Genomic DNA, 12,200 nt, shown 5'->3' on the forward strand with positions numbered 1-12,200 from the left:
GGGGTACAATCAATCGAAAAAAGTGAAAATATAAAGGCTTTCCATGTCATTGATCGCAAATACCACCGTTGTGCGTGGTCGTTTTTTAGATATTCAGCAAACTGTCTCTGAGCCAACTGATATTCCAAATCAAGTACGTTATTTGGAAGATGGTGTATTGATTAGTGAACATGGAAAAATCAAATGGTTTGGTGCATGGGATGAAGCTCAACAGCATCTTCCTACTGGGATTGAAGTTCAACATTACCCAGAACAATTGATTGTACCCGGCTTTATTGATACCCATATCCACTTCCCGCAAACCGAAATGGTGGGAGCATACGGCGAACAACTTTTAAGCTGGCTCAATACCTATACATTTCCAACTGAAATCCAGTTTCAGGACAAAGCATATGCAAGTGAAATTGCCCAGTTCTTTGTTCAAGAACTCTTAAAACACGGTACAACCACCGCTCTCGTTTTCTGTACAGTTCACCCTGAGTCTGTTGATGCTTTATTTGAAGCCGCAGAACACGTTCAGATGCGTTTAATTGCCGGTAAGGTTCTCATGGACCGTCATGCACCTGAAGCGCTGTGTGACACGCCAGAAACGGCTTACAGCGACACAAAAGCACTCATTGAAAAATGGCATGGCAAGGGCCGTGCGCTGTATGCCATTACGCCACGATTTGCGCCAACTTCTACACCTGAGCAATTAGAAAGAGCAGGGCAGTTAAAGCAAGAATTTCCTGATGTTTATGTACATACACATTTAAGCGAAAACAAAGATGAAATTGCTTGGGTGAAATCTTTATTTCCGGAACAAACAGGCTATTTAGATGTTTATCAACATTATGGCCTGACTGGTAAGCGCTCCGTGTTTGCTCATTGCGTTCACCTAGAAGACGAAGAATGGCAATGCATGCATGATACACAATCCGCTATCGCATTTTGTCCAACGTCGAACCTGTTCTTAGGTAGTGGTTTATTTCCATTGAAAAAAACGTGGGAAAAACAAGTGAAAGTGGGCTTAGGTACAGATATCGGTGCTGGTACATCATTTAGTTTGCTGCAAACTGTTAACGAAGCTTATAAGGTTCAGCAATTACAAGGCGATAAACTTTCAGCTTTTGAAGCGCTCTATCATGCAACTTTAGGTGGGGCAAAAGCGCTTGACCTGCAAGATCAACTAGGAAACTTTAACATCGGTAAAGAAGCAGATTTTGTTGTCTTGAATCTTAAGCCAACAGCATTACAGCAACTGCGCCAGTCGAAATCCAAGTCTGTTGAAGATTCACTGTTTGCATTATTCACGTTAGGTGATGACCGAAATATTGAGGCGACTTATATTTATGGAAAACGTGCTTATCAAAAAGAAACAGCCTAAACAAAATCGTGCTGTTAAGTTTTTGTTATTATTTGGAATATGCGCACTAGCATTAAAGCGTGATCGACATATTGCTCAAAATGATAAAATTTCTAGCTTATCAAAGGGTGCATGAAGAGTCATTTTGCTTTAAAATTTTACCATTAACTCAGATTTTAGAGGTGTTGCAGGTCAACACCTTTTTTATTTTTTCTTTTATATCTTGTAGGAATCTGACATGACTGTTGCAATGAGCATCATGATTTCAACCGAAGAAATTCAAGCAAAAGTCAAAGAGCTCGGCGAGCAAATTAACGCTCACTATGCAAATAGTGACAAAGAGTTGGTCCTGATTGGGCTACTGCGTGGTTCTGTTATTTTCATGGCAGACTTATGCCGCACGATTACCAAACCGCATGAACTCGACTTTATGACAGTGTCTAGCTACGGCGGCGGTACAACGTCAAGTCGAGATGTTAAAATCTTAAAAGACCTTGATGGTGAAATTCGCGGTAAAGATGTGTTGGTAGTTGAAGATATTATTGACTCAGGTAATACCTTAAGCAAAGTTATGGAAATGTTGCAAACTCGAGATCCAAATTCAATTCAATTGTGCACATTGGTGAGTAAACCATCTCGCCGTGAAATTGATCTTGAAGTTAAATTTTTAGGTTTTGAAGTTGAAGATAAGTTTATTGTTGGTTACGGCTTAGACTACGACCAAAAATATCGCCACTTACCATTTATTGGTGAAATTGGTTTATAAATTTCAAAAAAATAGCACTGAAAAGTGCTATTTTTTTATATAACGTTTTAGTTTTGAACAAAAAAGACACAAAAAGTCGCAATCTGCTACAGACAAAACAGACAGCTCTACCGCACGATAGAATATGAAGCAAAATCATTAACTTCACCAAAAAAACAACTGGAGAACAAATATGTGGTCACTTATTGTTGCTATTGTGGTTGGTTTCTTTGCTGGTTTAATCGCTCGTGCCTTACACCCAGGTGATGATAAAGCAGGTTTTATCGTAACAACCCTCATCGGTATTGCAGGTTCACTTTTAGCTACCTATGGCGGAAGATTACTGGGGCTTTACGGAGAAAATTCAGTTGCTGGATTTATCGCATCCGTTATTGGTGCTGTGATTATTCTCTTTCTTTACAACTTGATTGCACGAAAAAGTTAATTACTTTCAGGCAATAAAAAAGCACCGAATGGTGCTTTTTTTAATTTGTTTTATAAACCTAACTCTTTCCAAACAGCTTGAATTTCTTCTGCAGAACGAGCACCTACCAGTTTAAAACCATTTGCAAAAATCAGGGTAGGAGTGCCATTAAAACCTAATCTCTTTCCAAGCTCTAAATTACGGTCAATTGGATTAGTACAGCTCGCAACTGTTGGTCTAACGCCTTGCTGAATCAGTTTTTTCCATGAATAGGATTGATTCGGTGCACACCATACTTGTCTAGAAACTACAATAGACTGAGGTTTTAAAGGATAAATAAACGTATAAATTGTCACATCTTTCAGCTTATCGAGTTCAGGTTCGAGCTGCTTACAATAAGGACAGTTGGGATCAGAAAATACTGCTAAAACATGCTGCCCACTACCTTTAACCGTTTTAATCGCATCTTTTAAAGGAAGTTGATTCCAGTCAATTGAGTTCTGTCCTAGAACTAGATCTTTGGTCAAATTCTTCTGATCTTTTAATCGAATCATAGAACCAACAAACATATGCTGACCATCTTCGCCCACATAGATGATTTGTTGATCCAGATTAGCGCTATATAGCCCAGGCATTTCGGTTTTCTGAATATTGCTAATTTTTAAATTAGGATATTGTTTTTTAATATTTTCTCTGACCGAGTCCACATTAGCGAAACTCAAACTCGCCGTTAAGCTAAATAATGCCAATATTCCTAATTTTTTAAGCATAAAACCAACTCATAGGTAGGAGAGAAGCTCATTTTAATCAGTTCAGATGATTAAAACAGAACTGCTTACCGAGTTATAACCAAAATCCCACTTAGTTATGCCAATGTTTCACGTGGAACATAAGCAGGTTTTAAATCGTTAATTTCTACCGAAATATGGACGATTTCATCATGAATCGATAAAGCATGACGGATCTGGTCTGCTGTTAAGGAAATATCATCAGTTTCGAGCGCCAAAATACAAGAAAACTTGCCTTTTGCGACTTTCCAGACATGAATATCTGTAATTTCGATGTGTTTAGGAAATTCAGCAATCACTTCACGAATTTCTTCAACCACAGGATGATCCATTTCTGCATCAAGAAGGGTTTTTCCTGTCTCTTTGATTAACCCAAGAGACCATTTTGCAACCAAAATAGCACCTAAAATTCCTAAAAGTGAATCTAAAAAGTCCCAGCCAAAATATTTACCCGCACAAAGCGCAATAATTGCAAAAACGGAGGTCACAGCATCTGCAACCACATGTAAAAATGCAGCTTTTTGGTTTAAATCGTGGTGGTGATCCCCATTTTCATGCTCGTGATGGTGATGGTGATGGTGATGGTGATGGTGATGGTGATGGTGATGGTGATGGTGATGGTGATGGTGACCATCATCATGAAGTAACCACGCACAAATCAAGTTAATTACTAAACCTAAAATTGCAATCGGAATAGCTTCATTATAAAAAATCTCAACCGGATTAAATAAACGCTGAACCGACTGAAATGCCATAAAAATAGCTACAACCATAAGCAAAATTGCGCTGCTATAACCCGCTAAAATCTCGATTTTCCAGGTTCCAAAGCTAAAACGGTGATCTTTGGAATAATGACGCGCCGCACGATAGGCAAAGTAGGCTAAACCGAGTGCCAACATGTGCGAACTCATATGCCAACCATCAGCTAATAATGCCATTGAGTTAAAGAACCACCCACCAAATACTTCTAACACCATCATGGACGCCGTTAAAATGGTTGCAATCAAAATACGTTTTTGTGCAAGTGGATTTCCTTCATCAAACTGATGTTGATGATGACGTGATACACTATAATCCTGCATAAAATTTAAACCCAATATACTCCCTACCAGTATATTGAATTATACAAGAGAACACAGATGAGTCACATTGGTCAGGATAAAAAAATACTTAATCGTGTAAAACGACTAAAAGGACAAATTAACAGTATTGAGCATGCCGTTGAACAGTCGGATCTTTCATGCATAGAAATACTGCAACAAGTTGCCGCAATTAAAGGTGCGATAAACGGTTTGATGAGTGAATTGATGGAGCAGCATTTACATCACCATGTGCTCAAAGAAGCACAAGTTGATCAGAATGAATTAGATGAGTTTTTAAAGGTTCTAAAAAGATACGGTTAACGAAGTGACTGAATGACACAACCATGTGCATCATTCAGAATTTTTTTAATTATTTTCCAATACAAAATGAACCAAAGATTTTGCCTAATAGGTCATCGGCGCTAAAGTCACCGGTAATTTCACCTAAAGCATTCTGAGCAAGACGTAATGATTCAGCAACGAGTTCACCTGCATTAAATACAACAAGTTGCTCATGTGCCTCTGATAGATAGAGCTGTGTGCGCTTCATTGCGTCTAAATGACGCGTTCTCGCAATAAAGGTGTCTTCCTCAGGATGAAAGCCTGCATGCGCTGTAATCGCCTCTACGAGGCCTTGAACACCCATCTCTTGTTTTGCAGAAACGGTAATATGACGGAATCCTTGAAAATCACTTATTTCAGCTAACTGACCAGTTAAATCGCATTTATTACCAATTAACATTAAACGACGCGGCTCAATATGTTCAGCAAAATATTCTTGAGCGAGTTTTAATGGATCATCACCTTGATTTAGGTCATAAACCAGCAATAACAAATCAGCTTGTTCAATTTCTTTAATTGCTCTGCGAATCCCTTCTTTTTCAACGATATCACCCGTTTCACGAAGGCCCGCAGTGTCTGTTAAGGTAATTGGTAGACCATTTAAGCTAATTTTTTCATGCAAAACATCACGAGTTGTACCGGCAATATCGGTCACAATTGCGCGCTCAACGCCAGCTAGCGCATTCAACAAGCTAGATTTACCCGCATTCGGCTTGCCGGCAATAACGACTTGTAAACCTTCACGTAGTAATTGACCTTGTCGTGCAGATGTTTGAACTGCATGTACTGACTGCTGAACATCTTCAAGTAAAGCTAAAATTTTGCCATCTGCCAAGAAATCGATTTCTTCTTCAGGAAAATCAATTGCGGCTTCCACATGTAACCGTAAATGGATTAGTTTTTCTAAAACCATATTAATTTTGGTCGAAAAAGCGCCTTGTAAAGAGCGAACCGCAGAACGTGCAGCAGCTTGCGATGTTGCATCAATCAAATCGGCAATTGCTTCTGCTTGAACCAAGTCCATCTTGCCATTTTCAAAAGCTCGCATGGAAAATTCACCCGCTTTTGCAGCGATTGCACCAAGCTCAAATAGACGGCCAAGCAAGGCATTTTGAATGACTGGACCGCCATGCCCTTGTAGCTCTACAACATCCTCACCTGTAAACGAATGAGGATTTGGAAAACATAGGACAATCCCTTCATCCATAATGCTTCCATCAGCATCATAAAACTTACGAAAACCAGCCATACGTGCTTCAGGCAAGTTTTTTTGTGTCAGGTTTTGAGCAATTTCATAAGCCTTAGGTCCCGATAGGCGAATCACGCCCACACCACCACGCCCTGGTGGCGTTGCAATTGCGGCAATCGTGGTTTGACTTTGCATATTATTCACCTAAAAACCTAAAATCCAGCCAAAGAAAAATCCGCCTAAGATTACCATCTTAAGCGGATTTATTCAGCAAAAGTTCAACGATTAAGATGCTGATTCGGTCTTACTTAAACGACTTTTCTCAACGCTCTTATTAATAAACGACTGCTGTAAAATAGTAATACTGTTGTTCACAATCCAGTACAACACGAGACCTGCAGGGAAGAACAGCATAAATACCGTGAACATAATCGGCATAATGCGGAACACTTTTGCCTGCATTGGGTCAGCTGGTTGTGGGTTCAACATTTGCTGTGCAAACATGGTAGCACCCATGATTAACGGCAAGATGAACCAAGGATCCATTGCTGACAAGTCTTGAATCCAGCCTAACCATGGTGCATGACGTAATTCCACACTTTCCATGAGTACCCAGTACAAGGCAAGGAAAATTGGCATTTGTAGCAACAATGGTAAACAACCTGAAAGCGGATTCACTTGTTCACGTTTGTATAAAGCCATCATTTCTTGCGAGAAGCGCATACGGTCTTCACCGAACTCTTCTTTCATGCGTTGCATTTCTGGTGCAATCACACGCATTTTCGCCATAGAACGATAACTTTTTGAAGATAAAGGCCACAAAATCATCTTCACCATAACGGTAAGTAAGATGATTGACCATCCCCAGTTGCCCACAATGCTATGGAAGAATTGAAGACCTAAGAACAATAACTTGGCAATCGGCCATAACCAGCCATAATCAACAGTCTGATTCAAACCAACCGCTAAATCTTTTAATTCAGCTTGAACTTTAGGACCTGAATAAAGTTTTGCGTCCACTTCCATTGAAGTGCCTGCTGGAACATTAATCACTGGTGAGGTAAAACCAATGATATTCATATGATCAGCAGATTGACGAGATTCAAGTTTAGCTACATAAGGCTGACCATTCGCTTGAGTCAGTTTAAGATTCCCAGGAATCCAAGCACTTACAAAATAATGCTGAACAATCGCAACCCATCCACCTTTCGCTTCAGTGCTTACTTTTTCTTCTGAGAAATTAGCAAACTTCAGCTTATTGTAATGTGACTCAGGCGTCCCCCAAGCTCCACCTAAGAAAGTTCCTAGAGTGAAAATACCTTGAGAAGATTTACCAGGATCGTCAGAGTTATCACGCTTTAATTGTCCAAACATCTGACCTTGCCAGCTTTGTTGGCTACGGTTAATCACCTGATGTCTTACAACAATTGGATATTGCCCTTGGGTGAAAGTAAAAGTTTTAATAATTTCAACGCCTTCAGGTGTCTTAAATACCATTGGAACGTTTAAAACTTTTTCAGATTGACCCTTTTGATCCTGCACACCCTTAGCATCAGCCAAAGTATATGATGTTTTTTCAACAGCATATAATGGACGACCACCACGACTGCTATCTGGTCCATTCAAACCAATTAAGCCAGATTGAGCAACATATGTACGCTTAGAATCATTTTCAAGCATAACAAATGGCTGATCGCTGTCTTTGCTTTTGTCGTGTGAGAGTAATTCAATACGAACAATATCACCACCTTTTGGATTGATCCAAATATGGTAAAGGTCAGTTTGTACTGAAATAAGCTGTTGATTCACAGGTGCAGTTGCATCTGTGGTTTGTGACTGCGCAATATTTGCTTGTGGCACATCGGAAGCCACTGTTGCATTTTTAGCATTTGGCAAATCAGCAGATACTTCATGTGAACTTACAGCCGCCGCTTGTTTTTGCGGTGCAGTTGCAGCATTTCCATAATCTTTTTGCCAAGCCAAAATGAGCAAATATGCGGTGACAAACATGGCCCCGAGAATTGCAAACCTGGCCCATTGTTGCATATCTATTACCCCAAATGGTTAGAGAGATTTTGCTTCAGTAAACGATCACGAAAGGGTACAGCAACATGATGCGTTTGAGAATCTATTTGATGAAACGAAATAAAACGAATTGCTTTTGGCGGTACCGGATCATATCCAGATCCTCCCCACGGGTGACAACGACAAATCCGTTTAGAAGATAGCCAAACGCCTTTTATCGCACCATGAGTTTGCAATGCTTCTATCGCATATTGGGAACAAGTCGGGATATAACGACAACGGGGTCCAAGAAGCGGACTAATCGCAATTTGATACAGTCGAATCAACCAACGTAGAAAACGAACCATTGGCTATCTCTTAATTCTGCGAGGTTGTGCCAACTTTAGAATGTTTTTTTGCTAAGCGCTGTAATTTTTGCCAAGCAAAATCTAATTGTTGATATAGCTCAGCATTCGTAATCGTTTCTATACCAACTTTTGGCATTACCACAATATCTATGTCTGATCCAAAATTCGGCTGATGTAGACGAAAGCTCTCACGAGCAAGACGTTTTATTCGATTTCTTTCATGTGCACGGCGCACTTTTTTCTTAGCAACAACAATACCCAAACGGCTATTAGGCTGTTCGGTTAATTTTGCAAGAAATAAAAAATGGGGTTGATGCACTTTAAAAAGCGCACCATCGAATACACTTTTATAATCTGCAGCACAGCGTATTCGCACATCTGTGCTAAAATTGTAAAGTGTCATCACACCCAAGTCTGGTCAGCGTAACAGTAATTAAACAGTTAAGCTATGACGACCTTTTGCACGACGACGAGCTAATACTTGACGACCAGCTTTAGTTGCCATACGAGCGCGGAAGCCATGAACGCGTTTACGCTTTAATTCAGATGGCTGGAAAGTACGTTTCATATCGAAACTCCCAAAAATGATCTTTCTATAAAGGTCCGCGATTTTATTGTGCAATGTTTACGCTGTCAATGAAAAACCAAGAAAGTTTTGTATTTAACCCAAATTTTTAATCTCTCTACTTCTTTTTTATGATTTTCATAATTCAGTGCAATATATAGTTTTCAAAGTTATACACAAAGTAATTGTCTATTTTTATTAGAGCTTTTATTATATACACACCTTATATACATACTTATCAACAAAACAAGATATCATCTTGGCTTTGATTTGCTGCGTTTGAATTTAAATTCATATTTTGTAGTTATCCACAAAAGATCACACCCCTATTAAATAAATTCAAATTTTAAAATTTATATTTATTCTTATTAGGAGCTGCTTTTTCTGTGGATTTCGCACTTTTAAATTTAAAAAACATGTGCTTGGGTTGTTGATAACTCTGTTTCTATTATATTTATGGATTGTGGATAAGTTTGTGTGATAATTTATCCACAGGTTGTGCAAAAAGTTATACACAAGTGGTTTTGAATTTAAATTTATTCGCAAGAGATTTCTTTTTAGGCAAAATCAGTCGAATTCGTCATGACAGATGTGGATAACTTGGTTAGAATGGCGACCCCTTCTCATCAGGAAGGGTTAATCTTTAGATTATTTGAATTTAAAACGCAGAAATAGGGGATACACATGCTTTGGACAGACTGCTTAACTCGCTTGCGACAAGAGCTCTCTGATAACGTCTTTGCGATGTGGATTCGCCCATTAGTTGCTGAAGAAGTAGAAGGGATACTACGTCTCTATGCTCCTAACCCTTATTGGACGCGTTACATTCAAGAGAACCATTTAGAATTAATTTCTATATTGGCTGAGCAGTTGTCAGAAGGGCGTGTTCGTCAGGTTGAGATTTTAGTTGATTCTCGTCCTGGGAGTATTTTGTCATCTGCTGAACAACCAGCAACCACTACGGCTGCTTTGCAATCTGCGCCACCACAAAGTATTAAAGTAAAAAAAGAGCCCGAGTCTGTTTCTAGTCCTCATACCAATAGTGTGGTCAACCCTAAAACAGCGAAGAAGAAGCTACTAAACCCTCAGTTTACTTTTTCTTTATTTGTTGAAGGCCGTTCGAACCAGATGGCTGCTGAAACATGTAGAAAAGTATTAACTCAATTAGGTGCTTCACAGCATAACCCTTTGTTTTTATATGGTCCCACAGGGCTAGGTAAGACTCACTTAATGCAGGCAGTTGGCAATGCTTTACTACAAGCCAAACCTAACGCCCGTGTGATGTATATGACTTCTGAGAGTTTTGTTCAGGATTTTGTGAGTTCTTTACAAAAAGGCAAAGTAGAAGAGTTTAAGAAAAACTGCCGTTCTTTAGATTTATTATTGGTTGATGATATTCATCTCTTAGCAGGTAAAGAGGCGAGTTTAGTTGAATTCTTCTATACATTTAATGCTTTACTTGATGAATCTAAACAAATTATTTTAACTTCAGACCGTTATCCAAAAGAGTTAACAGAGTTAGATCCGCGTTTGGTTTCCCGTTTTTCTTGGGGACTTTCAGTAGGTGTTGAACCGCCAGATATTGAAACTCGTATCGAAATTTTATTAAAGAAAGCGGAAAATAGCGGCGTTGATTTACCTCGAAATTGTGCATTATTTATTGCACAACAAGTTGTTGCGAACGTGCGTGAACTTGAAGGGGCACTTAATAAAGTCGTTGCAATTTCCCGTTTTAAAGGTGCACCAATCGATCTTGATGTGGTTCGTGAGTCTTTAAAAGATGTGTTGGCGATCCGTGCACGAACAATTAGTGTAGAAAATATCCAGCGTGTGGTTAGTGAATATTTCCGTATCCCATTAAAAGAATTAGTGGGGCCAAAACGTACACGAATTTATGCTCGACCACGTCAGTTGGCAATGGGACTTGCTCGTGAGTTGACCGGTGATAGTTTTCCAGAAATTGGAATGGCTTTTGGTGGACGCGATCACAGTACAGTGATGCATGCTTGTGAAAAAGTAGCAAGTCTGCGAGAAGAAGATCCAATTTTTGACGAAGATTATAAAAATCTACTGCGTCTACTTCAGAGTTGATGAAATGATAAGACCTTGTTGCAAAGTCTACGTAAGTGCAGCATAGTACACAGCTAAAAAATGAAATATTTGCTCCAAGTTGCTAGAGGAATGAATCGTGCGTTTGAAAATCGCTAAAGAAAGTTTACTCAATGTTTTATCGCATGTTGTCGGTGCGGTAGAACGTCGTCATACATTGAATATTCTTTCAAACGTCAAAATTCAGACTAATGCTCAGGCGCTCACCATTACTGGTTCTGATCTAGAAGTCGAGCTGGTTGCGAGCACTGTTTTATCAGAAGGGGCATGCCTTGAAGCAGGGGAAACAACCGTCCCTGCTCGTAAGTTAATGGAAATTTGTAAATCATTGCCTACAGCTGCATTAATTGATTTACAAATTACTGAAGATCAAAGATGTATTTTAAAGTCTGGTAATAGCCGTTTTGTATTAGGGACTTTACCCGCAGAAGATTATCCATTATTGACGACTGAAAATAGTCAGGGTACTCAAGTACAAGTAACCCAACGTGAGTTAAAGCGTTTATTTGAAAAAACTGCTTTTGCAATGGCTGTACAAGATGTACGTTTCTATTTAACGGGTACTTTATTGGAAATTGATGAAAATCAATTACGTGCAGTAACAACAGATGGTCACCGTTTAGCACTTTGTGAAATTACAGCGTCTTCTACATCAGCTCAATTGGTGCAGGCTATTGTACCTCGTAAAGCTGTTGGTGAATTACAGCGTTTACTGAGTATTGAAGATGAACAATTAACTTTGTTGATTGGTCGTGAATTGTTAAATGTAACCATCAATACGCCAAGTCGTGATAAGGAACAGGGCAATATTACTGTTCGTTTTACTACAAAATTGATTGATGGAAAATTCCCTGATTATCGTCGTGTAATTCCACGTGGTGGCGATAAGCATGTATTAATTAGCCACGATGTATTTAAGCAATCATTACAACGTGTCGCAATTTTGAGTAATGAAAAGTTGCGTGGTGTTTTCTTGAATTTTAATCAGGATTCTTTACAGCTTCGTGCGAATAACCCTGAGCAAGATGAGGCTATTGAAGATTTAGCTATTCAATATCAAAATATACCGCTCGAAATGTCATTTAATGCGCAATATTTACTTGAAGTATTGGGTGTACTTGATGGCGATGACGTAAATATGAGTATGAGTGAGGCGAATCAGTCTGTTTTGGTTCAAGACCCAGCACATACTGATCAAACTTATGTAGTTATGCCGATGCGTGTATAGTCTGGCTATCT

General features: G+C 39.2%; 13 protein-coding genes. 6 read left to right on the top strand and 7 right to left on the bottom strand.

The features are described 5' to 3' along the window. Positions 1–43 precede the first annotated feature (43 nt). The 3 genes from guaD (at position 44) to MKL38_RS14150 (ending at position 2,535) form a co-directional block, all read left to right on the top strand. A complete protein-coding gene (gene guaD / locus MKL38_RS14140) occupies positions 44–1,366 on the top strand; it encodes a guanine deaminase (RefSeq protein WP_270903565.1) in 1,323 nt (440 codons plus the stop codon). A 217-nt stretch (positions 1,367–1,583) separates the two neighbouring features. Then, positions 1,584–2,111, top strand: coding sequence for a hypoxanthine phosphoribosyltransferase (hpt, locus tag MKL38_RS14145; RefSeq protein WP_004640259.1), 528 nt, complete (start codon positions 1,584–1,586; stop codon positions 2,109–2,111). Positions 2,112–2,283: 172 nt separating this feature from the next. Beyond that, positions 2,284–2,535: a GlsB/YeaQ/YmgE family stress response membrane protein gene (locus MKL38_RS14150; RefSeq protein WP_004640258.1), complete on the top strand. Its 252-nt coding sequence runs from the start codon at positions 2,284–2,286 to the stop codon at positions 2,533–2,535. Positions 2,536–2,585: 50 nt separating this feature from the next. Here MKL38_RS14150 and MKL38_RS14155 read toward each other — a convergent pair whose 3' ends face one another. Further along, the gene (locus MKL38_RS14155; RefSeq protein WP_270903566.1) at positions 2,586–3,284 is read right to left on the bottom strand and encodes a DsbC family protein; all 699 of its coding nucleotides are present in this window, start codon (positions 3,282–3,284) and stop codon (positions 2,586–2,588) included. Between the two features lie 95 nt (positions 3,285–3,379). Then, the gene (gene dmeF, locus MKL38_RS14160) at positions 3,380–4,384 is read right to left on the bottom strand and encodes a CDF family Co(II)/Ni(II) efflux transporter DmeF (protein WP_270903567.1); all 1,005 of its coding nucleotides are present in this window, start codon (positions 4,382–4,384) and stop codon (positions 3,380–3,382) included. A 57-nt stretch (positions 4,385–4,441) separates the two neighbouring features. Here dmeF and MKL38_RS14165 point away from each other — a divergent pair, with 57 nt between their 5' ends. After that, on the top strand, positions 4,442–4,705 hold the full coding sequence (locus tag MKL38_RS14165; RefSeq protein ID WP_003656024.1) for a metal/formaldehyde-sensitive transcriptional repressor: 264 nt from the start codon (positions 4,442–4,444) through the stop codon (positions 4,703–4,705). A gap of 49 nt (positions 4,706–4,754) precedes the next feature. Here the strand turns inward: MKL38_RS14165 and mnmE are convergent, their stop codons facing one another. From mnmE to rpmH, 5 genes are all read right to left on the bottom strand, one after another. Next, on the bottom strand, positions 4,755–6,110 hold the full coding sequence (gene mnmE, locus MKL38_RS14170; protein WP_270903568.1) for a tRNA uridine-5-carboxymethylaminomethyl(34) synthesis GTPase MnmE: 1,356 nt from the start codon (positions 6,108–6,110) through the stop codon (positions 4,755–4,757). A 90-nt stretch (positions 6,111–6,200) separates the two neighbouring features. Then, a complete protein-coding gene (gene yidC, locus MKL38_RS14175) occupies positions 6,201–7,961 on the bottom strand; it encodes a membrane protein insertase YidC (protein WP_005037757.1) in 1,761 nt (586 codons plus the stop codon). 5 nt (positions 7,962–7,966) lie between these two features. Then, entirely contained in the window at positions 7,967–8,287 is a 321-nt protein-coding gene (gene yidD / locus MKL38_RS14180) for a membrane protein insertion efficiency factor YidD (protein ID WP_003656027.1), read from the bottom strand. A gap of 10 nt (positions 8,288–8,297) precedes the next feature. Beyond that, on the bottom strand, positions 8,298–8,690 hold the full coding sequence (gene rnpA / locus MKL38_RS14185) for a ribonuclease P protein component (RefSeq protein ID WP_004640245.1): 393 nt from the start codon (positions 8,688–8,690) through the stop codon (positions 8,298–8,300). 30 nt (positions 8,691–8,720) lie between these two features. Beyond that, positions 8,721–8,855 carry a 50S ribosomal protein L34 gene (gene rpmH / locus MKL38_RS14190; RefSeq protein WP_000831329.1) on the bottom strand — a complete coding sequence of 45 codons (135 nt, stop codon included), beginning with the start codon at positions 8,853–8,855 and terminating at the stop codon, positions 8,721–8,723. Between the two features lie 681 nt (positions 8,856–9,536). Here rpmH and dnaA point away from each other — a divergent pair. Next, a complete protein-coding gene (dnaA, locus tag MKL38_RS14195; RefSeq protein WP_004640242.1) occupies positions 9,537–10,943 on the top strand; it encodes a chromosomal replication initiator protein DnaA in 1,407 nt (468 codons plus the stop codon). 97 nt (positions 10,944–11,040) lie between these two features. Further along, the gene (gene dnaN, locus MKL38_RS14200) at positions 11,041–12,189 is read left to right on the top strand and encodes a DNA polymerase III subunit beta (RefSeq protein WP_005045339.1); all 1,149 of its coding nucleotides are present in this window, start codon (positions 11,041–11,043) and stop codon (positions 12,187–12,189) included. Positions 12,190–12,200: the final 11 nt, after the last annotated feature.

This window comes from Acinetobacter sp. AOR14_HL (assembly GCF_027855175.1).
In the GTDB taxonomy this organism is placed as follows: domain Bacteria; phylum Pseudomonadota; class Gammaproteobacteria; order Pseudomonadales; family Moraxellaceae; genus Acinetobacter; species Acinetobacter calcoaceticus.